This is a genomic window from Microbacterium sp. G2-16M, from assembly GCF_055809115.1.
On sequence record NZ_CM147897.1, the window covers coordinates 2,453,370 to 2,478,740 of the forward strand.

A 25,371-nucleotide genomic window follows, 5' to 3' on the forward strand; every position below is an offset into this window, starting at 1 on the left:
AGGCTACTCGGGGTCGCCGCCGAGCGGGCCGACGGCCGGGATCGGTCCGCCATCGTCGGCGCCGGTCTTCCGAGCCCGCGCGATCGCGTTGCCCCCGTGGTAGATGACCAGCGCCGCGGCTGCGCCGAGCACGATCCCGGTGAGCTGGAAGTCGCCCCAGCCCATCGTGAAGTTCGCGATCGCGATCACCAGGGCCACCGCCCCGGTGTACTGGTTGACCGGGCGCGAGAAGTCCACGCGGTTGTCGACCCAGATCTTGATCCCGATGATCCCGATCAGGCCGTACAGCGCCGTGGTCGCCCCGCCCAGCACGCCGGCCGGGATGGTGTTGAACAGCGCGCCGATCTTCGGCGACAGCGCCAGCAGGATCGCCACGATGCCGGCCACCCAGTACGCCGCGGTCGAATAGACGCGGGTCGCGGCCATCACCCCGATGTTCTCGCCGTAGGTCGTCGTGCCCGAGCCGCCGAACGTGCCCGCGATCGCGGTCGAGACGCCGTCGGCGATCAGGGCCCGTCCGGTCTGCTTGTTCACCGAGTTGTCGGTCATGGTCGCCACCGCGCGCACGTGCCCGACGTTCTCGGCGATCAGGACGAGCACGACCGGCAGGAACATCGCGATCGCAGCCCAGGTGCCCGGCGCGGCGAAGTTCGCGAAGTGGAACTCGGGCAGCCCGACCCACGCGGCATCCGACACCGCCTTCCAGTCGATCTGCCCCTGGATCCCGGCGGCCACGTATCCGACCAGCACGCCGAGGAAGATCGAGATGCGTCCGAGGAATCCCCGGAACAGCACGCTGAACAGGATGACGGCGGCCAGCGTGATCCCGGCGGTCAGCGGCTGCTTCTCGACGTTGCCCCACGCCGCCGGCGCGAGGTTGAAGCCGATGAGGGCGACGATGGCACCCGCGACCACCGGCGGCATGAACCGGTCGACCCACGAGATCCCCGCGAACTGCACCACGAGACCGATGACGGCCAGCAGGATGCCGACGGCCACGATGCCGGCCAGCGCCGTGCCCATGCCGGCGGATGCCGTGGCCGCCGTCACTGGCGCGATGAACGCGAACGACGATCCCAGGTAGCTGGGCAGCTTGTTGCGGGTGACCAGCAGGAACAGGATCGTGCCGATGCCGGAGAACAGCAGCGTGGTCGAGACGGGGAAGCCGGTCAGGATCGGGACCAGGAACGTCGCGCCGAACATCGCGACGACGTGCTGCGCCCCGATCGCGATGGTCGCGGGCCAGTTCAGCCGCTCACCGGGGTGCACCACCTCGCCGGGGGCGACGGTGCGGCCGTTTCCGTGCAGGGTCCAGAGGGGCATGCGGGCTCCAGGGGGTCGGGGGACGACGCAGATGCCGCCCAGACGACTTTACTGGGAGGATGCTGTGAGCCGCACCTCCTGAGCCCGACTATCCCGCGAGGCGCTCGATCAGCTCGCGGTAGCGGGCCGCGGTCCGCTCGACCACGTCGGCGGGCAGCGTCGGCGGCTCGCCTTCTCGGGACCAGTGTGCGGCGAGCCAGTCGCGCACGATCTGCTTGTCGAAGCTCGCCATCCGCTCGGCCGGTGTCTGGCCGGCCGCCCAGGCCGCGGCATCCCAATACCGCGACGAGTCCGCGGTGAGCACCTCGTCGGCCAGCGTGACCGCGCCGTCGGCGTCGACGCCGAACTCGAATTTCGTGTCGGCCAGGATCAGGCCGCGCGCATCGGCGGTGGCCGCCCCCCGCTCGTAGATCTGCAGCGACAGCGCCCGGATGCGCTCGGCGTGCTCGACGCCGACGAGCTCGACGGTCCGCTCGAACGAGATGTTCTCGTCATGGGCGCCCTGCGGGGCCTTGTAGGCGGGGGTGAAGATCGGCGCCGGCAGCCGGTCGCCGTTGCGCAGGCCGTCCGGCAGATGGATGCCGCACACGGTCTGGCTCGCCTGGTACTCGCCCCATCCCGATCCGGTGAGGTAGCCGCGCACCACGCATTCGATCGGGAGCATCCGCAGCGCTCGCACCACCATCGCGCGTCCCCGGACGGCGGCCGGGATCTCGGCATCCGGGATCAGATGATTGGGGATGCCGGGTCCGCCGTCGCCTCCGGCGAGTCGATCGAACCACCACAGTGTCAGCGTCGTGAGCAGTTCGCCCTTGCCGGGGATCGGCGGCTCGAGCAGCACGTCGAACGAGCTCACCCGGTCGCTGGCGACCACCAGCATCCGGTCCGGCTCGCCGCCGGCCGGCAGACCGGCGGGGACGTAGAGGTCGCGCACCTTGCCGGAGTAAGTGTGCGTCCAGCCGGGAAGTTCGAGAGGGGCGGTCACCCGCCCATCCTCCCACTTCCGTCGGACCGCACTTTCAGCGAGGGGTCGGAACGTGTATAGTCCATCTGGACTAGTCGATAAGGAGCATATGGTGACGGATGCCGCGCTCACGCCCCTCGGGGCGATGGTGCTCGCGCTGCTGCACGAGGGCGACATGCACCCGTACGAGATGATCCGGATGCTGCGGCACCGCCGCGACGACCGGATGGTCAAGCTCACCAACGGCACGTTCTACCACACGGTCGCCCGCCTCGAGCGGGACGGGCTGATCGCCGAGGCCGGCACCGACCGCGAGGGCAACCGCCCCGAGCGGACGACGTACGCGCTGACGCCGGCGGGCCCGCCGGCGCTGGCCGAGTGGGTGAGCGCCCACCTCTCGCGCACGGACGGCGCCGCCAGTTTCCGCGTCGCGCTCGCCGAGGCGCACAACCTCAGCCGGACGGAGGTCGCCGCCCAGCTCGCGACGCGACGCGCCGGACTCGCCGAGGAATACGAGGCGCTGCGCATCGGGTTGCAGTCTGCACGTGCGCGCGGGACGGCCGGCCAGTTCATGGTCGAGGTCGAACGCCATCTGCATCTGCTCGGGGCCGAACTCGAGTGGACCGATTCCTTCCTCGCGCGGCTCGCCGACGAAGACTACCTCTGGGGCGTCGCCGATCTCAGCCCCGCTCAGATCGCGCACCATCAGGAACTGCGAAAGGCAGCCCAGAAATGACACAGACGCCCCCGCCGACGGCATCCGTCCCCGACGGCACCGCCGCGAACGGCACCGCCCCGACGACATCCGTCCGCCGCGGCGCCACTCCGCGCAGCCCGTGGCCGGCCCTGTGGGCCCTGGTCATCGGGTTCTTCATGATCCTCGTCGACACCACGATCGTCTCGGTGGCCAACCCTGCGATCAAGGCTGCGCTGGATCCGGACACCAACAACCTCGACAACGTGGTCTGGGTCACGAGCGCCTACCTGCTCGCCTACGCCGTCCCGCTGCTGATCACCGGGCGCCTGGGCGACCGGTTCGGCCCGAAGAACATCTACCTCATCGGTCTGGCCGTGTTCACCCTCGCCTCGTTCGGCGCGGGGATGTCGGCCACGCTGCCGATGCTGATCGCGTTCCGCGCGGTGCAGGGCCTGGGCGCTGCGCTGATGACCCCGCAGACGATGGCCGTGATCACCCGCACCTTCCCGCCGAACCAGCGCGGTGCCGCCATGGGGCTGTGGGGCGCCACCTCCGGCGTTGCGATGCTCGTGGGGCCGCTGGCCGGCGGCCTGCTCGTGGACGGCTTCGGGTGGGAGTGGATCTTCTTCATCAACCTTCCGGTCGGCGTGATCGGATTCGTGTTGGCCTGGATCCTCGTGCCCAAGCTGCCCACGCATCCGCACCGGTTCGACATGGTCGGGGTGTTCCTGTCGGCGGCCGCGCTGTTCTTCATCGTGTTCGGCCTGCAGGAGGGCGAGAAGTACGACTGGGGCGCCATCTGGGGACCGATCACGGTCTGGGAGCTGATCCTGTTCGGTGCCGTGCTGCTGGGCGTGTTCATCTGGCAGCAGGCCAAGACCAAGAGCGAAGCGCTCGTGCCGATGGTGCTGTTCGCCGACCGCAACTTCTCGGTGTCGAACCTCGGGATCGCGATCGTCGGGTTCACCGTGACGTCGATGACCCTGCCGATGATGTTCTTCATCCAGCTCGCACGCGGGCTCACGCCGACCCAGTCGGCGCTGCTGATGATCCCGATGGCCGTGCTCGCGGGCGTGCTCGCCCCGTTCGCCGGGCGGCTGCTGGACCGCATCGACGCACGATTCCTGCTCGTTCCGGGCGTCGGCCTGTTCGCGGCCGCGCTGTTCTGGTACGCCGCGCTGATGAACATGGACTCGCCGATCTGGATGTTCCTGCTCCCCTCCGCCCTGATGGGCCTGGGCAGCGCGGGGGTCTGGGGACCCCTGGCCACCACCGCCACGCGCAGCCTCCAGCCGCGGCAGGCGGGGGCCGGTGCCGGCATCTACAACACCACCCGCACCATGGGCTCGGTGCTCGGGTCGGCGGCCATCGCCTCGTTCATGCAGGCGCGGCTCGAGTCCAACCTGCCGGGCGCGAGCGAGCACGCGGGCGCGATGGGGACGGGCGGCCAGCTGCCGGCGGTCATCGCCGGCGGATTCTCGGACGCGATGGCGCAGGCGATGCTGCTGCCGGCGATCGTGATGGCCGTGGGCGTCATCGTCGTGCTGTTCATGAAGCCGACCGACTCGGCCGCCTGGCACGACGCGCACCAGTAGCGCACGACGCGAAGGGCCGGCCCCCGCCGTGCGGGGTGCCGGCCCTTCAAAGCGGGGCCGCTTCGCTCGGTCTCAGTCCGGGTCGACGGGGTCGATCGGGGCGTGGTGATCCCACGCCTGCACGCCGACCCGCCAGTAGCCGGACACGCTGTACTGCTCCCGCGGCAGATGCAGGGTGTGCCGCAGGTGGCGGCGCACGGGCACGAGAGCGGATGCCTCGCCCGCCGCGAACACGTAGGTCGAGGCATCCACCCCCACCGCGGTGAGGGTGCCGACGAGGTCGGCGCCGGGCTCGGGGGAGTGCAGGCCGAACGTGCGGTCGGAGCCCTGTCGGGAGAGGAATCCGGCGAGGTAGCCGCGCGCCGCGGAGAGGTCGTCGACCTGCGCGATGATCTCCACGGCGGTCGAGGTCGGCACTTCGGCCAGCCAGCGTCCCGCCGAAGGCAGCGACGTGCCGTCCACGACGAGCACGATGCGCGGGGCGTTCTGGGTGGCGCGCTTGGAACCGCGCGGGCCGACGAGCACGAGGCGGTCGCCGACGGCCGCCTTCGCTCCCCACTGCGCGGCCGGGCCGGCATCGGCGTGGCGCAGGATGTCGAGGTCGACCAGGCGCGACCCGTCTTCGTCGCGGACGTTCAGCGGGGTGAAATCGCGCCCGAACGTCGCCTCGGCGGGGCGGACGATGCCGTCCCCGTCGGGTGCGGCGTGCGGGGCGACGAGCTCGCCGGTGGACGGGTCGGGGAAGAACGTGCGGGTGTGGTCGCTCGGGCCGGCGCTGACGAAGTCGCCGAAGTCGGGGCCGGTCAGGGTGACCCGGATGTACTCCGGCGCCGGGGTGCTGACCGCCACGACCGTCGCCTCGCGTGCGGTGAAGCGGTTGCGGCCGCCCTCACGGTGGAACAGCGCCGACTCGTCGGCAACGACATCCGTCATGACATCCCTCCTCGTGCCGCGCAGATCGCGACATCCCTAGCCAATCATGAGACCCGACGGGGCGGGCGCCGGCGTCGAGACCGGGGATTCTTCGCGAGGCCGAGGGTGGTGTCCCCGGTTTCGCGGGGATCACCCGGTTTCGGCGAATCGCGGTGCCGGGGCGGGCGGATGCCTCAGCTGTGCCGGATCGTGCGGATCGACCCGGTCGCGGCCGCCGCGCGGCCGGCGTCGATCACGGCCGCCAGCTCGGTCGCGACCTCGGCGGCGTAGGCCGCGGCATCCAATCGGGTCACCGGGACCTCGCCGGCCAGGTGGGCGAGCATCCCGTCGCGCAGCGCGTCGTCGTCCTGCGCGACGATGCGGATGGTGTCTCCGGGCAGCGCATCGCGCACCGAGCTGAAGGCGGTCGAGACGATCGGCAGCTCGCACAGGGCCGCCTCCAGCAGCACCATGGGCTGGCCCTCGTAGGCGCTGGAGAGCACGAAGCAGTCGGCCGCCGCCAGGATCGCGAACGGATTGCGCCGCAGGCCGGCCAGGAACGCCGCACCGCCCAGGCCGAGCTGGTGGATCAGCCGCTCGAGCTCATCCTGGAGCGGCCCGGTGCCGACGATCAGGAGTCGGGCCCGCGCGTCCTGCGCGTGCACCTGGGCGAACGCGCGGATCAGCCGCGCATGGTCCTTCTCGGTGGACAGTCGCCCCACCGTCACGAACCAGACGGTGTCGTGTCCGGGCTGCTCCAGCTGTGTCAGCCACTCCGGGGCGACTTCGTCCGGGTCCAGCACGCTGCGCAGCGGCGCCTGCATGCCTTCCGAGACCCGCGCCACGTTGGGCAGGTTGCGCACCGTCACGAACTTCTCCGGCGCGGCGTAGTCGGCAAGCTCGGCGCGGTTCAGCTCGGTCAGGCTCGGCGACACCGACACCAGGTGGTCGAACGCGGCGTACTGCGCGAACACGAGTCCCAGCGAGCGACGGTGCGGCTGTTTGCCGGCCACCGTCCGCTGCTGATCGGCGGCCATCTCGTTGTGCAGCCAGATCGCGCGGGCGGCGTACGGCGAGTGCAGCAGCAGGTTGGTCCAGATCGGGCTGTAGCCACTGAAGTCGGCGAGCCAGTCGAACGTGGCCGAGCCGAAGACGCGCGCCCATTCGCTGTCCCACAGCTGGGCGTGCCACCGCTCGTCGCGGGGCGCGGGCGGCAGGCCTCGGCGGTCGCGGGCGTGCCGGCGCAGCTGCAGCGCCTTCGACCCGTTCATCCCGCCGATGCGGAACACCTGCCGCACGGCGGGGTGGATCAGCACCCGGTTGGCCAGCGGGTCCTCCGCGCGGAAGCGCGGCATCAGCGCGGTCACGTCGTACCGCGAGTGGTCGATCGCGTTCAGCAGGTTCAGCACCGACGTGGTGATGCCGTTGGAGCGCATCCCGCCCAGGAAGAACAGCAGGCGCGTGCGGCCGTCGTTGCGCGCGGTGCGCACGCGGCGGCCGACCATGCGGCCGCGGAAGACGATGTCGGTCACGCGTCGGGTGACCTCTCCGTCCTCGTACGGGGCGAACCGCTGCGCCCACTCGTCATACCGCGGGTGCGCCCGGGCGCCGGCCAGCAGGGTGGCGGTCAGCCGGCCGGCCTCGACCGGATCGGCGGTGACCGGGCCCGGCAGCTCGTCCAACGGCAGATACGTGCCGCGACCGGTGGCGTAGGCATCGGCATCCGGTGTGAAGAACACGATCGGGCGCCCGGTGGCCAGGTAGTCGAAGAAGATCGACGAGTAGTCGGTGATGAGGGCGGATGCCGCACCCAGCAGCACGTTGGTGGGAATCGTGTTCGGCACCAGGATCTCGCGCATCCGGGGCCGGGCGGCGGCCAGCGCGTGCACGATCTGATGCGTCTTCAGCAGCACCACCGTGTCGTCGTCCAGACGGGCCTGGATGGCGGCGACCTGCGCGGCCAGCTCGTCGAGGTCGGCGTCGGGGTCGCTGAAGGAGGCGCCGCGCCAGGTCGGAGCGAACAGCACGATGCGGCGCTCGCCGAGCTCGACTCCGGCCCGCTCGAGCTCGAGCCGGACATCGGCGGTCTGCGCGTCGGTGAGGCGCTGCCGGTCGATGCGCGGGTAGCCCTCTTCGATGATGCGGCCCTGGTAGACGTTGCGCAGCCGGTACGCGTCCTCGTACATGGTCTCGGCCATGAACGCATTCGCCGCGAGCAGATAGTCGGCGGCGAGCAGGTTGCGCAGCGTGTTCGCCGATTCGATGGCGCCGTCCGGCATATCGAAGCCCATGAGCTTCAGCGGGGTGCCGTGCCAGGTGTTCAGATACACCTGGCCGGGGCGCTTGCCGAACGCCGGCGGGAAGGTCGCGTTGTTGACCAGGTAGCCGGCCGTGGACAGCACCCGCCAGTACTCGAAGCTGCCCCGGTGGACGAACGAGACACGGGGATGCGCACCGAACTCCGCTTCGAACCGGGCGATCGCGGCCTCGTCGGCGATCGACCAGACGTGCCACAGATGGTCGAACTCGGGTCGGTTCAGCAGGTAGCGGAAGATCGCCTCGGGGTTGCAGAGCACTCCGTTGCCGGCGAACGACTCGTACAGGACGACGTCGTGCTGGATCGGCTTGGATCGGCTGTACGCGATCCGCTCGGACTGCACCGCCCGGCCGGCGCGCGCGACGTAGCGGTTCAGGCGACCGGGCAGGGGAAGTCTCACGACAACCGAGCGTAGGACGATGCGCTGTGAGCCGCCTTCGGGTGCACCGGGCCGTTACGGGGCTGTTATCGGGTCGGAGGAAACCAGTACCGGACTACTGAGGTGCCGAAGGCCGGCGGTGCGTACCGTGTGAGCCGTCTGTCACCGAGCTGGGGAGCATACGTGCGCACGCGTCCGAGATCGTCTGTCCGCGGCATCCGTCGGATGCTGCACCGCGCATTGATCGTCGGCACGGCCGCGCTCACGGCCGCTGCCGGCCTCGCATTGGTGGCCCCCGCCGCGCCGGCGCGGGCGGCGGACGAGATCCACTTCACGATCGACGGCGACTGCACGCTGTCGCGGGGAATGGCGGTCGCGGTCGCTCTGAGCCGCTACTACGGCGGTTCTCAGGCGGTCTCGTGCGGCGCCCAACACGGCGCGGGAAACCAGGCCACGCCGGTGATCATGAGTCTCACCGACGATGTCACCCTGACGAGCCCGCTCCCTGAACTCTTCGGCGCTCCCGTCGTGATCCAGGGCCACGGTCACACGATCGCGCGTGCCCAGAGTGCGGGTCCCTTCCGTCTGTTCACGGTCACTGATGGTGGTGCGGTGAACAACCCCGGCGACCTCACGATCACCGATGCGGTGCTGAAGGGTGGCAAGGTGACCGGCGCGTCCGGCACGGACGGGGCGGACGGCGACCCGGATCTGCTCTGCTCCGTCGACGGCGGTCACCCCTCGGGATGCTCGGGGAAGAACGGGGCGGACGGCGCCTCGGTGTACGGCGGGGCCATCTCGGTCGACGGTTCAACCCTGACGCTGACCCGCGTCGTCGTCACCGGCAGCACTGCCGTCGGCGGCGCGGGTGGTGATGGCGGCATCGGGCGCGATGGGACGGCCGGGACCGTCACCGACTCCGGCCGCTGGGGCGGTTGGGGCGGAGAGGGCGCCGGCGGTGGGTCGGCCTTCGGCGCCGGGTTGTACGCGATTCGGTCGACCGTCACGATCTCCGACTCGGTGTTCTCCGACAACACGGTGACCGGCGGTGACGGCGGTGCCGGTGGTGACGCCGGCGATGGCGGCGACGGTGCCCCGGGGACCGATGCGTACTGCACCTCCCTCGGGGGCGCCCACTCCGGCACCGACGGCGGCGATTCCGGCTGGGGCGGCGACGGCGGCGCCGGCAGCCTCGGTGGCCGCGCGTTCGGGGCGGCCGTCTATGCGCGGTTCGGCGACGTGCGCATCGAGCGCACCTCGATCGTCCAGAACACGGCGCACGCAGGCGACGCCGGATCCCGTGGCGCGGCGGGCGCCGCCGGCGACGTGAGTGGCGGCGAGGACATCGCCTGTGCCGGGGTCGGCGCCGGCGGCACGAGCGCCGCAGGCGGTGCCGCCGGGACGGCGGGCGACGATGGGCACACGGGGGCACCTGGCATCGCGGGCGACGCATTGGGCGCGGCGGTGTTCTTCGACGGATACTCCGACGATGCGACCACGGGCAATGCCCTGGGCAGCTTCACGCTCGCCGAGTCGACCGTCGCCAAGACGGCCGCCGAGCCGGGTGGGGGTGCCAGCAACCCGAACCGGTACACCGATTGCGAGAAGTACAAGGAATCCGGACAGTCCACCACGCACAACATGCAGGTCTGCGATGCGATGTGGCGTGACCACGGCGTCGGCTCGGCGGTCGCCGGTGACGGCGCGATGTCGGTCGTGGCATCCACCATCACCGACAACACCACGACTTTGAAGCTGGACGCCGACGAGTTCGACGATGCCTGGCAGCTGAACGCCGGCATCATGCAGGCGTGGGATTCCGACACCTTCATCCTGGCTCGGGGTCCGGACAGCCCGAACTGGCACAGCAAGCCCTGGACGCCGCTGGGCTGGGTGCCGACCCGGTCGGTGTCGGTGAGCAGCAGCATCGTCGGTCCGAACTATCTCAAGACCACGGACGGGGCGCGGCACCTGCCCGCCGACTGCCGCACGGTCGTGGATCAGACCGGCGGCGACCCGGGCACCGAAAACGCCGATCCGGGCTACGGCGTTCGGTCGATGACGGTGTCCTCCGGCGGGCACAACGTCATCTACGCCGCATCTGCGAACGCTTCCGCGGCGTGTATGACCGGTGGCAGCGGCGACACGCACCTGACGGCGGATGCCGCTGACCCGGCCGTCGTGCCGGCCGAGTACGACACCCTGCTGACCACATACACCCTGCCGGGAGGGTGGGAGGCCTATGGCTACACGCCGCATGCGGCCGCCCTCGGCAACGGCAGCGAATGCACCGACGGCGCTGCCGACGGCGACGCCGGTCTCGATCAGGCCGGGCAGGAAAAGCCCACCTCGGGCTGTGACATCGGCGCGGTGCAGGCATCCTCCCAGTCCGTGGACCTGCACGTGCAGGTGTCGGGTTCCGCGACGTATGGCGATCAGGCCCCGGTCTTCCGCATCCGGTCCAGCGACATCCCCGACGGCCTGAGCCAGGGAACCGTCTCGTGCGATCTGGACGGCGTCACGTGGAGCAGCTCGCTGGATGCCGACGACTACGCGATCGATCCGTCGACCTGCAGCGGGTCGTTGGACGGCACGGGAGCGACCCATTACCAGCTCACGTTCACCGACGGCGGCTTCACTCAGGGCAAGGCATCCCTGACGGTCTCGGGCTCGGACGCGACGGTCACCTACCAGGACGCCGTGCCGACGATCACCCCGGTCTACAGCGGCTTCGTCAACGACGAGACGGCCGCCGACCTGATCGATGCCGGCGATCTGACCGCGCCGACCTCGTGCAGCACCGACTACACCAGGGCATCGGATGTCGGGACCTCTGCGACCTCATGCACGGGCGCGGCCGCGCGCAACTATGTCATCGTCAGCGGTACCGGCCACGTCACCGTCGATCCGCAGTCGGTCGATGTCGGCATCGGCGGCACCATGCGCTACGGCGAGGCTCCGGAGTTCCATCTGTACCCCGCGTACACGGGGCTCTCCTTCGACCTCTCTGACGGTCTCACCTGCGCGAAGGACACCGACGGCGACACGCTGACCGGCCTGCACTACCTGCTCGGCGGCTATCGCATCGATCCGAACTCCTGCAACGGACCTGCCAGTGACACGACCGGCAACTACAGCCCCAATTACACGAGCGGCACCTTCACCGTCACGACCGCACCCCTGTCCGTCACCCCGAGCATCACAGATGCGGTGTACGGCTCGGACGCGAACGTCACCCCCAGCTACAGCGGGTTCGTGAACGGCGAGGATGCCTCGGTGCTGGACCCGGCCCCCACCTGCTCGTCCGACTACGCGGCGGGAATGCCGATCGGCTCCTACACGGCGAACTGCACAGGCGGCTCCGCGAACGACTACACGCTCCACTACAACTCGGCGAACTTCACCGTGGCAGCGAAGTCGCTGTCGGTGACGATCAGTGCGACCCAGACATATGGAGGCACGCCGGTCTTCTCCGCCAAGGTGTCGTCGAGCGACCCGTCTGACCGCGCCGCATTTCCGAGTGACGCCGCCCTGTCGTGCACGACGGTCGACGGCCAGTCGATGACTGGTCTGGGCGTGGCGTTCTACCGCATGGACACCGATTCATGCACGGGCCCCGCGACGGATGCCGACGGGAACTACGCCTACACCTACGTGGGCGGACTTCTGCAGGTGACGCCCGCACCCCTGACGGTGACGGCGTCGGGCACGCAGGCCACCTATGGTGACGCCGCCCCGTCGGTCGACCCCGTCTACACGGGGTTCGTCAACTCGGACGACGCCGCCGACCTGTCGACATCGCCGACCTGCGAGACGACGGCGTATGCGGCCGGCGATGCGATCGGCGACTACGAGAGCACGTGCAGCGGCGCGACATCCGACAACTACACGATCACCTACGCGGTCGGGCACCTCACGGTGATGCCCGCGCCGCTGACCGTGCATCCGGCGGACGTGACGATGGCGTTCAACTCTCCCATGCCGCCGCTGACGATCGGCTACGACGGCTTCGTCGCCGGCGACGACGCCACGGTCGTCACGACAGCATCGACGTGCGCCGTGTTCGATGCCGCACTCACCCCGATCACACCGCTGTCACGGCCCGGCGTCTACCCGATCACCTGCAACGGCGGGGATGCCGCGAACTACGTGTTCGTGGGGCTCGCCGACCCCGCGACGCTCACGATCCTGGACCCGACCTCGTTCCGCCTGTTCGTCGCCCCGTCCACGGTCTTCGACGGGGATGGCGTGGACATGAGCGGCGGCGTGCTGCCTCCGGGCACGACGGTGGCGTTCACGTTCCACTCCGACCCGGTCGCCGCGGGGGTCGCGAGGACGGGTTCGGACGGCACGTTCGCGCGCCCGTTCACGGTGCCGGCGGGGACGGTCGCCGGGGCACACGAGATGCAGGCCGTGGCCACCCTGCCCGACGGCACGCAGCTCGAGCAGACTGCGCCGCTGACCGTCGTGGCCGCGCCGGCAGGGTCGTCCGGGAGCTCGGCCGCTGACGGGAGCTCGGCCGGTGCAGACCCCGCCACGTCGGGCATCCTGGCCATCACCGGCTCGGCTCTGAACGCGGTGGGGGCTGCCACGCTGGGTGCGCTGGCGGTGGCACTCGGCGCCGGGCTCGTCCTGCTGGTCGCCGTGCGCCGGCGCCGCCTGAATGAGACAGCGACGGAGCAGGGGGAGGTCCGCACCCGGATGCGCGGATGCGTGGAGCGCGCAGCGGACTGTCAGTGACACCGGTCGTACCCGGGCATAGCCTGACGACATGCATGCAGGAATCCACTTCTGGAACTACACGATGCCGCAGGCGTCGGCATCCATCCCCACGGTGCTCGCCGACACCGCCCGCGCCGCCGAATTCGGCGGCTTCGAACAGTTCACCGTCATGGACCACTGGTTCCAGATGGAGGCTGCCGGCGACCCCGCCGAGCCGATGCTCGAGGCGTTCTCGACGCTGGCGTTCGTCGCCGGGCAGACGCAGCGGATGCGGCTGGCCCCGCTCGTCGTCGGCGTGACGTATCGGCACCCGGGCCTGCTGGCCAAGACGGTCACCACGCTCGATGTGCTCAGCGGCGGCCGGGCGGCGCTCGGCATCGGCGCGGCCTGGTACGAGCGCGAGCACCATGCGCTGGGTGTGCCGTATCCGGCGATCGCCGAGCGTTTCGAGCGGCTGGAGGAGGCGATCCGGATCGCGCTGCAGATGTGGGGCGATCAGACCGGTCCGTTCGAGGGGAAGCACTACGCGCTGGCTGAGACGCTCAACAGTCCGGCGCCGGTGCAGCAGCCGCATCCGCCCCTGATGATCGGCGGCAAGGGCGAGCGCAAGACCCTGCGCATCGCCGCCCAGTACGGGCAGATCGTCAATCTGATGACCGGCGACCCCGATGAGACCGCGCACCTGCTGGACGTGCTGCGGCGGCACTGCGACGCGGTCGGTACCGACTACGACGCGATCGAGAAGCAGGTGATGGGCAGCCGACTCGACCCGTCGAGCCCGGAGTTCTGGCCCACCATGGAGCGCTTCGCCGCTCTCGGCATCGACCTGGTGGTGTTCGGCGTACGGCCTGACCGTCAGCTCGCTTCGGTGGAGACGCTCGCCGCCGACGTGCTGCCGCGGCTGCGTGAGCTCTGACGTCGGCGCGGTGGGGCTGCGGTGAGCCGCTGCTGTGTTCGTATCTGGGTCACATTTCAGGGCAAGGACGAGGGATGTCGAGGGTGACGGGTTCGGCAGGATAATCATGAACCGACCATTGACATGGCGAAGCTGCGTTCGATACACTGGGGGTAGTTCACCCGAGGAGCAGACCGGAGGTTTCGCTGATGTCATCATCGTCTGCGGGCCGGTCTGCGGTGCTGTCGGAGTTGGACGAGATCATCGATCATCTGGCCGGGTCGCGGGAGCGGGCTGCATCCGCGTTCGCGGCGGAGATGTTCTTCTTCGAGCGGGTCGCCGGGGTGGTCGAAGAGCGGGAACGGGAACGCGCCGCCCGGGACGGGAACGGGGCGGTCACCGCCTCGTCGCAGTTGGGGATGCGGGAGGTGTATGCCGAGGTCGCGGCCGCGTTGCGGCTCAGTGAGTGGCAGGTGGCGCGGAAGGTGTCGCAGGCGTGGAGCCTGACCCACCGGTTCTACCAGACGCTGTGCGAGGCCAGCGACGGCCGGATCTGGCCGGAGCACGCGACGTTGATCGCGGAGACCGGTGCGGTGATCGAGGACGATCAGGTGCGCCGTCAGTACGAGGCGGTCGCGGTGGATATGGCGGGGGAGATGACCCCGGCACAGTTGCGGCCGGCGTTGTCCGGGCTGGTGTCCCGGCTGGATCCGGAAGGCACCCAGCAGCGGGTGCGGGACGCCGTGAAACGCCGGAGAGTGACGGTGCGGGAGTTGGAGCCGGGGCTTGCCCGGATCACCGCGGACCTGCCCACCACCCAAGGTGTCGGGATCGTGAACCGGCTGCAGGAGATGGCCGATCAGCTGTACGAACAGAACGCCGCCGACCGCGCCCAAGCCCAAGCCGAAGCCGAAGCCCAAGCCGAAGCCGCGGCTGCCACCGCCGATGCGAACGCCGGGGCAGACCCTAACGGCGACCGTACCGACGCCGACGCGAACGCGGATGCAGACCCGAACAGCGACCGTGCCAACGCCGACGCGGACGCGGACACGGAGCCGGACGGTGTCGCGGACGGCGGCAGCGATGATGCCCCGTCTGAGGAGGCCGAGTCTGGAGAGGCCGGGTTCTGGGGAGGTCGTGTTCGATGAGCGGACTCGGTCGCAGATCATGGCGGACGTGTTCAGTGACCTGCTGCTGACCAACGTCCCGGACGGGCACGGTGCCACCGACCAGGCCCGGAACCAGCTCGGGGCGATCACCGGGACCGTGCAGGTCACCATCCCGGCCCGCACCCTGACCGGTCAGACCGTCGGCGGGGGTGAGGTGGTCGGGTTCGGGGCGATCGATGATGACACCGCCCGGGACCTGGCCGGGGCGGCGCGGGCGTGGACCCGGGTGTTCACCGACCCGTGCACCGGGGTCTCAACCCGTGTGGACCGGTACCGGCCCTCGAAGCGACAGCGGCTGTTGTTGCGGGTGCGGGATGAGCACTGCCGGTTCCCCGGCTGCCGCCGCCCCGCCCACAAATGCGACATCGACCACACTGTCGCGTACGCCGACGGTGGGCAGACGTGTCTGTGCAACCTGGCACACCTGTGCAAACGGCACCACACCCTCAAACACGAGACCGACTGGGTCGTCGTGCAGCTGCCCGGCGGGATCCTGGAATGGACCGCACCCACCGGACGCGTCCACCACACCCGACCACCCGGCACCGTCAGATTCCAACCGGTCGCGCTGATCGTCGACGAACCACGACACAGACACGAGATCAGCCACGCCCTCGCCCGCGACCCCGCACCCTTCTGACCGCCGAATACTAGAAGTAGTAGACTCATTGGCGTGGGCAGGGTGAGTCGGACCGAGTTGAATCAGCAGACCGCGCGGGTGCTCGCGCGGGTCGTGGCCGGCGAGCGCATCACGATCACCGATCGCGGCCGACCGATCGCTGAACTGACTCCTCCGCTGCGATCGCGTTGGGATGAACTCGTGGCGGCGGGCAAGATCATCCCGGCTCGTGTGCCCGGTGGCGTGACCGTCGTCGGTGGCGGAGTCGACGCCAGCACAGAGGAGATCATCGCCGACATCCGCGCGGACCGCTCGTGATCTACCTCGACACGTCGGCCGCTGTGAAGGCGCTCGTCGACGAGTCCGGCAGCGTGCAGATGCGCGCGCTGCTCTCGGGCGATGCGCCGTTGATCTCATCGCGGCTGTTCGCGGTCGAACTTCAGGCGGTCGTCGATCGGCGAGGTATCGACGCGGATGCGGCAGCCCGCGTGGTCGACAGGATCGCGCTCGCCTCGCTGGATGATGCCGTCGCCGATCGAGCGAACATTCTTCGTTCGGGGCTGCGCACGCTCGACGCGCTGCACCTGGCCACCGCGCTGGAGCTGGGCGACATCGTCACCGGATTCCTGTCATATGACGCCGAGCTCAACGCCGCCGCGCAGGCTGACGGCCTGAGACTCGTCGAGCCCTGACGGGGCCGCGTCAGTCCTCGACGACGCGGGCGGCGATGTCGGTGCGGTATTGGCCGCCGGCGAGCTCGATCTTCGCCAGCGCCTCGTATGCGCGCTGCGTCGACTCGGCGAACGTCGTGCCCAGTGCGACGACGTTCAGCACGCGTCCGCCGGTCGCGACGATCCCCTCATCGCTCCTCCCGGTGGCCGCATGCGCCAGATGCACGCCGTCCACGGCGGCCGCGGCATCCAGCCCCCGCAGCGCCCGACCGGTGATCGGATCAGCCGGATAGCCCTCGCTGGCCAGCACGACGCTGACCGCGGTCGCGTCGGCAAAGGCCGGTCGCGGGCAGTCCTCGAGATGACCGGATGCCGCAGCCAGCAGCAGCTCCGAGAGGGGGTCGACCAGCCGGGGCAGCACCACCTGGGTCTCGGGGTCGCCGAAGCGGGCGTTGAACTCGATGACCTTCACGCCGCCGTCGGTGAGCACGAGTCCGGCGTAGAGGAGTCCGATGAACGGCGTGCCCTCGGCATCCAGCTGCCGGATCACCGGCTCGGCGATCGTGCGGGTGACCAGGTCGACGAACGCGTCCTCTCCGCCGAAGTGTTCGAGCAGCCACGGCAGCGGCGAGTAAGCGCCCATGCCGCCGGTGTTCGGTCCCTCATCGCCGTCGCGCAGACGCTTGTAGTCCTGGGCGGGGCTCAACGGCAGCACGTGGTCGCCGTCGGCCAGGAAGAACAGCGACACCTCGGGACCGGACAGGAACTCCTCGACCAGCACCGGCGCAGACCCCAGATACTGCGCGGCGTGCGCGAGCGCCGCGTCACGGTCGGAGGTCACGATGACGCCCTTGCCCGCCGCCAGCCCGTCGGCCTTCACGACATAGGGGGCACCCAGCTCGTCCAGCGCGACGCCGATCTCGTCGGCCGTGTGCGCGCGCACTGCACGACCGGTCGGCACGCCGGCGGCCTCCATGATCCGCTTGGCGAAGGCCTTCGAGCCCTCCAGCTGCGCGGCGGCCCGGCCCGGCCCGAAGACCGGGATGCCGCGCTCGCGCAGCGCGTCGGCGACACCGGCGACCAGGGGAGCCTCGGGGCCGATCACGACCAGGTCGATGCGTGCGTCGTTGGCATATCCGGTGACCGCACCCGGGTCGTTCGGGTCGAGCGCCACGACGACCGCGTCCTGCGCGATGCCGACGTTGCCGGGAGCGGCGAAGATCTCGTGCGCGGTGCCCTCCGCGCGCAGCGCCAGGATGATGGCGTGCTCGCGCGCGCCCGAGCCGAGGACGAGGATTCTCACCCCCTCAGCCTATCGGCGGGGCCGATCCGCCGCCCGGTCGTGACGGCATCCGGAGTAGCGTGAACGCATGCCTCGCAAGATCGACACGGAGGAGGGCAGAGCCGCCCTCGCCGGCGTGAACAGCGGCGACCCCGGGCGCACGGATCTGGCGACGGCCGTGCGCTACCTGCTGCAGCTGCTGGCAGAGAAGGCGCCCGGCCACACCGTCGAGGTGCGGGTTCCGCCGTTCGGCGCGGTCCAGATCATCGAGGGCCCCCGCCACACCCGCGGCACCCCGCCGAACGTCGTGGAGACCGACCCGATGACATGGATCTCGCTCGCACTCGGGAATCAGCAGTGGCAGGATGCCGCCGGCGACGGCCGGATCCTCAGCTCCGGGGTGCGCGCCGACATCTCGGACCTGCTGCCGCTGCGCCCCTGAAGCCACTGCCGCGAGTTCTGCCGTGTGCAGAACTCCGGAACAATCGCGCCCGCGCCCGCGACGCGCCGTCGCTCACCGCGGTCGGCGTGGGGATCTCCGGAGTTCTGCACGCCCGCTCCGTCACGAAGAGCTCCGTCACGAAGAGCTCCGTCACGAAGAGCAGGGGACAGTGCTCGCGCCTGGTGCGACAATGGAGACATGGCCGATCCGGTGAGTCCTCCCCCGCCCGCGCAGCGCCGACCGACGGCATCCGCGGAGCTGATCGAGGAGAGCGTCGAGCAGGCGACCCTGCGGCGCGCGCCGAAGATCGCGGTGTTCCTCGTCCTGGGAGCAGCGCTCGGCGTCATCGTCGCCGCCATCCTGACCTTCGCGTTCGGCATCGCCGACGGGTCGGGCATGGAGGCGAGCAGCATGAGCGCCGTCAGCTACTCGAAGGGCCAGGTGTTCGGGTTCCTCGTGCTGGTCTGCGGTGTGGCCGGAGTCGCGCTGGGCGGCATCGTCGCGCTGGTCTTCGACTGGACCGCCGGCCGTCGTGCGCGCCGGGTCCGCGTCGACCGCGAGACGGTCACCAACGTCGAGTGACGCTCACGCCAGCTCGGCGATGATCGGATGGATGGCGGCGTCGAACGCCGCCACATCCTGACGCAGCCCGTCGGTCACGGCGATGGTCAGCGCACCGATCCACCACACGCCCCGCTGGGTCAGCGGCAGCACCTGCACGTTCAGCTCGAACGAATGCGCCCGCCGCCCGACCGTGCGCTCGTGCTCGGCGATCGCGCTCGCGTACGCGCGATAGGACGTGCCCGGGTTCGCCCCGGCGTTCTTCGTGTGCCGGGCGTGCATCGTCTGCGACACCGCGAGCGCCTCGGCGGCGTGCGGCGTGATCGCCGCCCGCAGCTCGTCGAAGCCGTCAACCGGCAGCGCGATCAGCGTCTCGAACCCGTCGACCAGCTCGAGCGGCACCGCCGAGGGGTGGGCCTGCGGCTCGACCGTGAGATCCCAGTACGCGCTCCACTGCCGTTCCAGGATCGCCTGCGCGTCGGGGCTGCGGTCGTTCACGCGGGGGCGGATGCCGCGAAGGTGCGGAAGCTCGTCGGGTGCGCGGATCCCCACCAGCTGTCGCAGACACAGAGCGAGCAGCACAGGGTGACTCGCGTCCTCGCGAATCACCCACTCCGGACCGCCGGCGCTCTGCATGCCGCCATTGTAGGGCGGGGCCGGTCACGCGGCATCCGTCCAGCCACCGCGCCGGTAGGCTGGGCACGTGGCCGCATCCCCCTCTGCGAATCCCTATGCCCAAGCCGGAGTCGACACCGCCGCCGGTGATCTCGCGGTCGAGTTGATGAAGTCGGCCGTCCGCCGCACCCATGGTCCCGAGGTGATGGGCGGCGTGGGCGGTTTCGCCGGGCTGTTCGACGCGTCCGCCTTGCGCGGATACACCCGTCCGCTGCTGGCCTCGAGCACCGATGGCGTCGGCACCAAGGTCGCCATCGCCCAGGCGCTCGACAAGCACGACACGATCGGCGAGGACCTCGTCGGCATGGTCGTCGACGACATCGTGGTGGTCGGTGCCAGGCCGCTGTTCCTGACCGACTACATCGCCTGCGGCAAGGTCGTGCCGGAGCGCATCGCCGACATCGTGTCCGGCATCGCGCGCGGCTGCGAGCTCACCGGGACGGCCCTGGTCGGCGGCGAGACGGCCGAGCACCCGGGCCTGCTGGGCGCGCACGACTACGACGTCGCGGGGGCCGCGACCGGCGTGGTCGAGGCCGATCGCGTGCTGGGTGCGGACCGCGTCCGTCCCGGCGACGCGGTGCTGGCCCTGGCGTCGTCTGGACTGCACTCCAACGGATACTCCCTGGTGCGCCACATCGCCGCCGGTGCCGGCATCTCGTACGGGCAGCATTCCGCCGACCTGGGCACGACCTGGGGTGAGGCACTGCTCGAGCCCACGCGCCTGTACACCAGCCCGCTGCTGGCGCTGATCGATCAGTTCGGCGACGGCATCCACGCCCTCAGTCACGTGACCGGGGGCGGCATCGCCGCGAACCTCGCGCGCGTGCTGCCGCAGGGCACCTGGGTCGAGCTCGACCGGGCGACCTGGTCGCCGGCGCCGGTCTTCCGGGTGCTGGCAGAGCTGGGCGACATCGCGCTGCAGGCGACCGAGGAGACCTGGAACCTCGGCATCGGGTTCCTCGCGGTCGTGGACGCGGCGACCGCGGCGGATGCGGCATCCGCCCTCTCCGCGGAGGGGATCGCCACGTGGCAGGTGGGCGTGGTCGCCGACGGCGCGCGCCCGGCCGGGCAGTTCAGCCAGGGCGCGAAGGGCGTGGACGGCGGCGCGGTGCGGCTGGTCGGCAGCTATGCGGACGACGCGGAAGACGGGGCGAAGTAAGAGCATATGTGCGGCATCGTCGGCATGGTCGGGCGCGGCCCGGTCAATCAGGACATCTACGACTCGCTGCTCCTCCTGCAGCACCGCGGCCAGGACTCGACCGGCATCGCCACGGCCGAGCCGTCGGGCGTGTTCCACCTGCACAAGGCCGAGGGCATGGTGCGCGAGGGCTTCCGCACCCGCGACATGCGCACCCTGCTGGGAAACATCGGACTCGGGCACTGCCGGTACGCGACCAAGGGCACGGCATCCAGTGAGGAAGAGGCGCAGCCGTTCTATGTGAACGCCCCCTACGGCATCGTGCTGGTGCACAACGGCAACCTCACCAACACCCGTGAGCTGACCGACGAGCTGTTCCACAAGGACCGGCGCCATCTGAACACGAGCTCGGACACCGAGCTGCTGGTCAACGTGCTGGCCAACGAGCTGCAGTCCTCGATCTCGGGTCTCGAGCTCGGACCGGACGAGCTGTTCCAGGCCGTCACCCGCGTGCACGAGCGGGCCGAGGGCTCGTACGCGGCCATCGCGCTGATCGCCGGCTACGGACTGCTCGCGTTCCGCGATCCGTTCGGCATCCGTCCGCTGATCCTCGGCGTGCGCGAGGCGGCCGGCGGCGGGTACGAGTGGATCGTGGCCAGTGAGTCGCTGGTGATGGAGAACGCCGGCTTCGAGGTAGTGCGGGATGTCGAGCCTGGCGAAGCCGTGTTCATCGACCTCGACGGACAGCTGCACACCCGGCAGTGCGCCGCGAACCCGCAGCTGTTCCCGTGCTCGTTCGAGTACGTGTACCTGGCCCGCCCCGACTCGGTGATGAACGGCATCTCGGTGTACGAATCACGGCTGCGGATGGGGGAGCGGCTGGCCGACACGATCGCCAAGCACGTGCCGCGCGAGAAGATCGACGTGGTCATGCCGATCCCGGACTCGGCGCGACCGGCGGCGATGCAGGTCGCCCGCAAGCTCGGCATCGAGTACCGCGAGGGCTTCTACAAGAACCGCTATGTGGGGCGCACGTTCATCATGCCCGGGCAGGCGGTGCGCAAGAAGAGCGTGCGGCAGAAGCTGAACGCGATGTCCAGCGAGTTCAAGGGCAAGAACGTGCTGCTGATCGACGACTCGATCGTGCGCGGCACCACGAGCAAGCAGATCATCCAGATGGCGCGGGATGCCGGGGCAGAATCGGTCACGTTCGCCTCTGCTGCGCCGCCCGTGCGGTACCCGCACGTGTATGGCATCAACATGCCGTCCCGGCTCGAGCTGGTCGCGCACGGGCGCACGATCCCCGAGATCGCCGAGGAACTCGGTGCCGACTACATGGTCTTCCAGGAGATCGACGATCTGCGCGCCGCGATCCTCGAGGGCTCCGAGATCGAAGACCTCGACATGAGCTGCTTCGACGGTCGCTACATCACCGGGACGGTCACCGACGAATACCTGGCCTGGGTCGAGGGCTCGCAGGAGTCCTGAGGCCCGCGGCCGCCGACAGTTCAGGCCTGCTGGCGCTGAGGGTACGAGGGGTCGGCCTCGTCCTCGTCTTCGTCACCGTACTCGTCGGCCCACTTGTCGACGTACTCGTTCTCCGAGCCGTCGGGATGGCCGAGCTCGCGCTCCAGCGCCCCGAAGTTCGGAGAGTAGGTGTCGTACTTGAGTTCCCGGGCGATCTTGGTGTGCTTCGCCTTCTGACGGCCACGCCCCATGCGAGACCCCCTCATGGTCAAGTCGCGGGCAGTGCATGGCCCGACGCGTTCACGATATCCGGCTTCAAACCGGTAAGAGTAGCATTCAGGATAACACGCGGGGCGATGACCGGCCCTGTCCAGGCAGGGTGTTCGTCCGGCCGGAACGAGAGGTGAGCGATATATGTCCGAAGCGGCATCCGACGTCCCCGCCGACGGCCCCGTCGACCCCGCGCTCACCGGTGCGGTGATCGTCGGCGTCGTCCCCGGAGAGCCGCCGCGCGTCGTGAAGGAGGCCGCGCGCTATGCGAAGGCCTTCGGCGCTCCGCTGCTGGTCGTGAACGTCGACGTCACCCGGTTCGTGGCCTACGAGGACCCCGACGGCTTCGTGCAGACCGCCCCACTGGAACTGAGCATCGCCGGTCGCGAGAGCGAGGTCGAACAGCTCACGAGCGAGACCACCGCGGCACTCGAGGGCTGCGGCGTGCCGTGGTCGTTCCGCCAGCTGGTCGGCGACCCGGCGCTGGCGATCAAGAAGCTCGCCGACGAGGTGCGCGCCCGGCTCATCGTGGTCGGGACCCGCAAGGGCGGCATCGGCGAGTCGATCCGGGAGTTCTTCACCGGGTCGGTCGCCGTCCGCCTCGCGCACCGTCAGACCCGGCCCGTGCTCGTGGTGCCGATCAGTGAGATCATCCCGGACGACCAGGACTTCGATTGGTGACCGGCCGGCGCTGACGACACCGGCCGACCTCTACCGACGCAGGTCGCGCGAGATCGTGCGGCTCACCTCGTCCAGGGCGCGACCGAGCTCGTCCACGACGGACGCCGCCAGCTCGCCGCCCCGCGCCACATGCCCGCGCAGCTCGGCGCGCACTTGCGCCCGGAAGCCGTTGACCGCGGCATCCGCCCGCTGCAGCTGCTCGCGACTGATCACGCGCGCATCGTCGTAGCGGGATGCTCCGGCCGGCGCGCCGGCGGAGCCGCCGGTCCGGCGCTCCTCCTGTGTGGCGGCGGCCAGATCGGCACGCAGGCTCTTCATCGCCGCGCGCACGCTGCCGCGCACCTCGTCCGCGATCAGACGCACCGAATCGGCGAGGTGCGATTCGATGCCCTCCAGCTCGCCGGAACGGGCGGCCACCTCGGCGCGGCCGGCGTCGGTGATGCGGTAGACCGTCTTGCGGCCGTCGACCGCCTTGGTGACCAGGCCCTCCTCTTCGAGCTTGGCCAGGCGGGGGTAGACCGTCCCGGCGCTGGGCGTGTACGTCCCGCCGGTGCGATCCGACAGCGCCTGCATCAGGTCGTAGCCGTGGCGCGGCTCCTCATCGAGAAGGTTCAGCAGGTACAGCCGCAGGTCGCCGTGCGAGAAGACCGGGGCCATCACAGCTGCTCCTCGTGCTGCGAGGCCGGGTTCGCGCCGCCGTCCGGCGCGGGCCGCCGCACGACCGTCAGGTCACCCGAGACCGAGTTGACCCGGACATCCGCGAACGAGCCGGACAGTTCGCCGGTCGAGCCGGTGAAGTTCGTGGTGAACCCGCTGCCCGAGCGCACGACGTTGTCGACCAGGACGCGTCCACTCACCGACCGGGCCGCGTACTTGACCGCCAGGTCCTCGTCGAGCCGCACCGTTGACGCGCCGCTGACCGTGTTCAGGCCCACCTGGTGCACCTCACCGGTCGAGTCCACCAGCATCCCGCCTGAAACGGTGTCGATCACGGTCTTGCGGATGCTGCCGGTCGCGGCGACGTCGCCGGAGACGCTGTTGGCCGACAGCGTGCCGGTCAGGCCGCGCACCTGCACGTCGCCGGAGACGGCGTTCACGCCCAGGTCGCCGACCAGGCCGTCCACGATGATGTCGCCCGAGACGGTGTTCAGCTTGGCGTCGTTGCGGATGCCCGTCACGAGCGCGCTGGCGCTGACCACGCCGAGGGTGAGGGCGATGCTGCGGGGGACGGCGACGCTGATCTCGGCCTTCGGCCCGCCCGAGCCGAAGTTGCGGAACACCTCGAGGAAGTTGTCCCAGCGCAGCTGGGGATGGTCGATCTCGACGGTGTCGCCGGTGACTTCGACGCGCAGCTCCTTGCCGGTGACGGCGTGCACCTCGATCCGGGCGCCGGGCTCGTCGTGCGCGACGACATCCACCTGCCCGCCGACGAGGCTGATCTTGAGCTTGCGCACGTCTTCGATGTCGATCACGCGCGTCTGCCCCGGCTCGATGAGCCACTTCTCAAGGGTCATGGGTTCCTCCCGGTTGGTTCCACTTCGCGATATATCGCGTTCACCGACCCTAACACGATATATCGCGTCCCACCACCCCCCGTCTCCCTCGCGGGATCGTACGATTTGGCCGGCTGCACATCACCCTGGACCGAAATTGATGTGCACTCGGCCAAATCGTACGATTTCGCGGGCTTGACATTGACGTTGCGGCAAGGTTTAGCGTCGAGGGCACGGCGAGGAGGAGGGGCATGGACTGGTCGATCCAGGAGGTCGCGAAGCTCGCGGGCACAACGAGCCGCACGCTGCGTCACTACGACGACATCGGGCTGCTGGCCCCGACCCGCATCGGCTCGAACGGCTACCGCCGGTACGACGAGGGCGCGCTCGTGCGCCTGCAGCGCATCCTGCTGCTGCGCGAGCTCGGGCTGGGACTGCCGCAGATCGCCGACGTCCTGGCCCGCCAGACGAGCGAGACCGACGCGCTGACCACCCACCTGGCCCTGCTGCGGCAGGAGCAGGACCGGCTGGCCCGGCGCATCGCCGCCGTCACCTCCACCATCCACGCCTTGACCGAAGGAGAGACCCCCATGGCAGAGAAGATGTTCGACGGATTCGACCACACCCAGTACCGGGAAGAGGTCGAGACCCGCTGGGGCGCCGACGCGTACGCGCGCAGCGACGCCTGGTGGCGCGGCCTGAGCGCCGACGAGAGGACCGCGTGGCAGCAGCGCGCCCGCGACCTGGGCCGGGACTGGACGGATGCCGCGGCCCGCGGCATCGCCCCGGACAGCGCCGGGGCCCAGGCCTTGGCTGAGCGGCACGTGCAGTGGCTCATCGGCATCCCCGGCACGCCCGCGGGCACCCCCGGCGGCGACGTCCGCGGATACGTCACCGGGCTCGGCGACATGTACGTGGCCGACCCGCGGTTCGCCGCCAGCTACGGCGGCCTCGACGGCGCCACCCTGGTGCGCGACGCGCTGCGCGTGTACGCCGAGGCGCACCTGTAGCCCCGAGGCGCACCTGTAGCGCCACGGCACATCACCGGTGACCCCGGGCCGTCCGCCGCCGATCGACCGGGCCGCCCGTAGGCTGAGAC

The 25,371-nt window shown here is 70.2% G+C and carries 23 protein-coding genes; 14 read left to right on the forward strand and 9 right to left on the reverse strand.

Annotated elements, in window-relative coordinates:
• Positions 1-3 precede the first annotated feature (3 nt).
• A complete protein-coding gene (locus tag AC0L6F_RS11695) occupies positions 4-1,323 on the reverse strand; it encodes a uracil-xanthine permease family protein (RefSeq protein ID WP_274636748.1) in 1,320 nt (439 codons plus the stop codon).
• Between the two features lie 88 nt (positions 1,324-1,411).
• Positions 1,412-2,308 (reverse strand): phosphoribosylaminoimidazolesuccinocarboxamide synthase, encoded by an 897-nt coding sequence (locus AC0L6F_RS11700; RefSeq protein ID WP_473538023.1) that lies wholly within the window; start codon positions 2,306-2,308, stop codon positions 1,412-1,414.
• An 88-nt stretch (positions 2,309-2,396) separates the two neighbouring features.
• On the opposite strand from AC0L6F_RS11700, the gene AC0L6F_RS11705 reads away from it, so the two are divergent.
• Positions 2,397-3,023: a PadR family transcriptional regulator gene (locus AC0L6F_RS11705; protein WP_473538024.1), complete on the forward strand. Its 627-nt coding sequence runs from the start codon at positions 2,397-2,399 to the stop codon at positions 3,021-3,023.
• 137 nt (positions 3,024-3,160) lie between these two features.
• A complete protein-coding gene (locus tag AC0L6F_RS11710; protein WP_473539999.1) occupies positions 3,161-4,579 on the forward strand; it encodes a DHA2 family efflux MFS transporter permease subunit in 1,419 nt (472 codons plus the stop codon).
• Between the two features lie 72 nt (positions 4,580-4,651).
• Here AC0L6F_RS11710 and AC0L6F_RS11715 read toward each other — a convergent pair whose 3' ends face one another.
• Together AC0L6F_RS11715 and AC0L6F_RS11720 are read right to left on the reverse strand one after the other, a co-directional pair.
• Positions 4,652-5,512 (reverse strand): siderophore-interacting protein, encoded by an 861-nt coding sequence (locus AC0L6F_RS11715; protein WP_473538025.1) that lies wholly within the window; start codon positions 5,510-5,512, stop codon positions 4,652-4,654.
• Positions 5,513-5,685: 173 nt separating this feature from the next.
• Entirely contained in the window at positions 5,686-8,208 is a 2,523-nt protein-coding gene (locus AC0L6F_RS11720) for a CDP-glycerol glycerophosphotransferase family protein (RefSeq protein ID WP_473538026.1), read from the reverse strand.
• Between the two features lie 204 nt (positions 8,209-8,412).
• Here AC0L6F_RS11720 and AC0L6F_RS11725 point away from each other — a divergent pair, with 204 nt between their 5' ends.
• The 6 genes from AC0L6F_RS11725 (at position 8,413) to AC0L6F_RS11750 (ending at position 16,284) form a co-directional block, all read left to right on the forward strand.
• Positions 8,413-12,927, forward strand: a complete 4,515-nt coding sequence (locus tag AC0L6F_RS11725) for an MBG domain-containing protein (protein ID WP_473538027.1) — start codon at positions 8,413-8,415, stop codon at positions 12,925-12,927.
• A gap of 31 nt (positions 12,928-12,958) precedes the next feature.
• The gene (locus AC0L6F_RS11730; RefSeq protein WP_473538028.1) at positions 12,959-13,825 is read left to right on the forward strand and encodes an LLM class F420-dependent oxidoreductase; all 867 of its coding nucleotides are present in this window, start codon (positions 12,959-12,961) and stop codon (positions 13,823-13,825) included.
• 230 nt (positions 13,826-14,055) lie between these two features.
• The gene (locus AC0L6F_RS11735; protein WP_473538029.1) at positions 14,056-14,952 is read left to right on the forward strand and encodes a DUF222 domain-containing protein; all 897 of its coding nucleotides are present in this window, start codon (positions 14,056-14,058) and stop codon (positions 14,950-14,952) included.
• Complete coding sequence (locus AC0L6F_RS11740) at positions 14,891-15,613, forward strand: HNH endonuclease signature motif containing protein (protein ID WP_473540000.1); 723 nt, start codon at positions 14,891-14,893, stop codon at positions 15,611-15,613. Before AC0L6F_RS11735 ends, AC0L6F_RS11740 begins: the two co-directional genes overlap by 62 nt.
• 42 nt (positions 15,614-15,655) lie before the next feature.
• Complete coding sequence (locus tag AC0L6F_RS11745; RefSeq protein WP_259613287.1) at positions 15,656-15,910, forward strand: type II toxin-antitoxin system Phd/YefM family antitoxin; 255 nt, start codon at positions 15,656-15,658, stop codon at positions 15,908-15,910.
• A complete protein-coding gene (locus AC0L6F_RS11750) occupies positions 15,907-16,284 on the forward strand; it encodes a type II toxin-antitoxin system VapC family toxin (RefSeq protein ID WP_473538030.1) in 378 nt (125 codons plus the stop codon). Before AC0L6F_RS11745 ends, AC0L6F_RS11750 begins: the two co-directional genes overlap by 4 nt.
• 10 nt (positions 16,285-16,294) lie before the next feature.
• Here the strand turns inward: AC0L6F_RS11750 and purD are convergent, their stop codons facing one another.
• The gene (gene purD, locus AC0L6F_RS11755) at positions 16,295-17,566 is read right to left on the reverse strand and encodes a phosphoribosylamine--glycine ligase (RefSeq protein WP_473538031.1); all 1,272 of its coding nucleotides are present in this window, start codon (positions 17,564-17,566) and stop codon (positions 16,295-16,297) included.
• A 67-nt stretch (positions 17,567-17,633) separates the two neighbouring features.
• Between purD and AC0L6F_RS11760 the strand changes: the two genes are divergently transcribed.
• Together AC0L6F_RS11760 and AC0L6F_RS11765 are read left to right on the forward strand one after the other, a co-directional pair.
• Complete coding sequence (locus tag AC0L6F_RS11760) at positions 17,634-17,987, forward strand: sterol carrier family protein (RefSeq protein WP_274636758.1); 354 nt, start codon at positions 17,634-17,636, stop codon at positions 17,985-17,987.
• Positions 17,988-18,185: 198 nt separating this feature from the next.
• Positions 18,186-18,569 (forward strand): potassium transporter Trk, encoded by a 384-nt coding sequence (locus tag AC0L6F_RS11765; protein WP_473538032.1) that lies wholly within the window; start codon positions 18,186-18,188, stop codon positions 18,567-18,569.
• A 3-nt stretch (positions 18,570-18,572) separates the two neighbouring features.
• Here AC0L6F_RS11765 and AC0L6F_RS11770 read toward each other — a convergent pair whose 3' ends face one another.
• The gene (locus AC0L6F_RS11770; RefSeq protein ID WP_274636760.1) at positions 18,573-19,184 is read right to left on the reverse strand and encodes a zinc-binding alcohol dehydrogenase; all 612 of its coding nucleotides are present in this window, start codon (positions 19,182-19,184) and stop codon (positions 18,573-18,575) included.
• Between the two features lie 67 nt (positions 19,185-19,251).
• Here AC0L6F_RS11770 and purM point away from each other — a divergent pair, with 67 nt between their 5' ends.
• Entirely contained in the window at positions 19,252-20,382 is a 1,131-nt protein-coding gene (gene purM, locus AC0L6F_RS11775; RefSeq protein ID WP_274636761.1) for a phosphoribosylformylglycinamidine cyclo-ligase, read from the forward strand.
• 6 nt (positions 20,383-20,388) lie between these two features.
• Positions 20,389-21,849 carry an amidophosphoribosyltransferase gene (purF, locus tag AC0L6F_RS11780; RefSeq protein ID WP_274636762.1) on the forward strand — a complete coding sequence of 487 codons (1,461 nt, stop codon included), beginning with the start codon at positions 20,389-20,391 and terminating at the stop codon, positions 21,847-21,849.
• A 20-nt stretch (positions 21,850-21,869) separates the two neighbouring features.
• Here purF and AC0L6F_RS11785 read toward each other — a convergent pair whose 3' ends face one another.
• A complete protein-coding gene (locus AC0L6F_RS11785) occupies positions 21,870-22,079 on the reverse strand; it encodes a DUF3073 family protein (RefSeq protein ID WP_259610941.1) in 210 nt (69 codons plus the stop codon).
• A 163-nt stretch (positions 22,080-22,242) separates the two neighbouring features.
• On the opposite strand from AC0L6F_RS11785, the gene AC0L6F_RS11790 reads away from it, so the two are divergent.
• Entirely contained in the window at positions 22,243-22,779 is a 537-nt protein-coding gene (locus AC0L6F_RS11790) for a universal stress protein (RefSeq protein WP_473538033.1), read from the forward strand.
• A gap of 30 nt (positions 22,780-22,809) precedes the next feature.
• Here AC0L6F_RS11790 and AC0L6F_RS11795 read toward each other — a convergent pair whose 3' ends face one another.
• Together AC0L6F_RS11795 and AC0L6F_RS11800 are read right to left on the reverse strand one after the other, a co-directional pair.
• Entirely contained in the window at positions 22,810-23,436 is a 627-nt protein-coding gene (locus AC0L6F_RS11795; protein ID WP_274638490.1) for a PadR family transcriptional regulator, read from the reverse strand.
• Positions 23,436-24,293 carry a DUF4097 family beta strand repeat-containing protein gene (locus tag AC0L6F_RS11800; protein ID WP_473538034.1) on the reverse strand — a complete coding sequence of 286 codons (858 nt, stop codon included), beginning with the start codon at positions 24,291-24,293 and terminating at the stop codon, positions 23,436-23,438. Before AC0L6F_RS11800 ends, AC0L6F_RS11795 begins: the two co-directional genes overlap by 1 nt.
• 230 nt (positions 24,294-24,523) lie before the next feature.
• On the opposite strand from AC0L6F_RS11800, the gene AC0L6F_RS11805 reads away from it, so the two are divergent.
• Positions 24,524-25,282 (forward strand): MerR family transcriptional regulator, encoded by a 759-nt coding sequence (locus tag AC0L6F_RS11805; RefSeq protein ID WP_274636764.1) that lies wholly within the window; start codon positions 24,524-24,526, stop codon positions 25,280-25,282.
• Positions 25,283-25,371: the final 89 nt, after the last annotated feature.

What these genes read in the sequence shown, in the direction of transcription:
- AC0L6F_RS11695 (WP_274636748.1), bottom strand. Translation starts at nt 1,323, where the DNA reads ATGCCCCTCTGGACCCTGCACGGAAACGGCCGCACCGTCGCCCCCGGC.
- AC0L6F_RS11705 (WP_473538024.1), top strand. Translation starts at nt 2,397, where the DNA reads ATGGTGACGGATGCCGCGCTCACGCCCCTCGGGGCGATGGTGCTCGCG.
- AC0L6F_RS11710 (WP_473539999.1), top strand. Translation starts at nt 3,161, where the DNA reads ATGATCCTCGTCGACACCACGATCGTCTCGGTGGCCAACCCTGCGATC.
- AC0L6F_RS11715 (WP_473538025.1), bottom strand. Translation starts at nt 5,512, where the DNA reads ATGACGGATGTCGTTGCCGACGAGTCGGCGCTGTTCCACCGTGAGGGC.
- AC0L6F_RS11725 (WP_473538027.1), top strand. Translation starts at nt 8,413, where the DNA reads ATGCTGCACCGCGCATTGATCGTCGGCACGGCCGCGCTCACGGCCGCT.
- AC0L6F_RS11730 (WP_473538028.1), top strand. Translation starts at nt 12,959, where the DNA reads ATGCATGCAGGAATCCACTTCTGGAACTACACGATGCCGCAGGCGTCG.
- AC0L6F_RS11740 (WP_473540000.1), top strand. Translation starts at nt 14,891, where the DNA reads ATGCCCCGTCTGAGGAGGCCGAGTCTGGAGAGGCCGGGTTCTGGGGAG.
- AC0L6F_RS11760 (WP_274636758.1), top strand. Translation starts at nt 17,634, where the DNA reads ATGCCTCGCAAGATCGACACGGAGGAGGGCAGAGCCGCCCTCGCCGGC.
- AC0L6F_RS11765 (WP_473538032.1), top strand. Translation starts at nt 18,186, where the DNA reads ATGGCCGATCCGGTGAGTCCTCCCCCGCCCGCGCAGCGCCGACCGACG.
- AC0L6F_RS11770 (WP_274636760.1), bottom strand. Translation starts at nt 19,184, where the DNA reads ATGCAGAGCGCCGGCGGTCCGGAGTGGGTGATTCGCGAGGACGCGAGT.
- purF (WP_274636762.1), top strand. Translation starts at nt 20,389, where the DNA reads ATGTGCGGCATCGTCGGCATGGTCGGGCGCGGCCCGGTCAATCAGGAC.
- AC0L6F_RS11785 (WP_259610941.1), bottom strand. Translation starts at nt 22,079, where the DNA reads ATGGGGCGTGGCCGTCAGAAGGCGAAGCACACCAAGATCGCCCGGGAA.
- AC0L6F_RS11790 (WP_473538033.1), top strand. Translation starts at nt 22,243, where the DNA reads ATGTCCGAAGCGGCATCCGACGTCCCCGCCGACGGCCCCGTCGACCCC.
- AC0L6F_RS11795 (WP_274638490.1), bottom strand. Translation starts at nt 23,436, where the DNA reads ATGGCCCCGGTCTTCTCGCACGGCGACCTGCGGCTGTACCTGCTGAAC.
- AC0L6F_RS11800 (WP_473538034.1), bottom strand. Translation starts at nt 24,293, where the DNA reads ATGACCCTTGAGAAGTGGCTCATCGAGCCGGGGCAGACGCGCGTGATC.
- AC0L6F_RS11805 (WP_274636764.1), top strand. Translation starts at nt 24,524, where the DNA reads ATGGACTGGTCGATCCAGGAGGTCGCGAAGCTCGCGGGCACAACGAGC.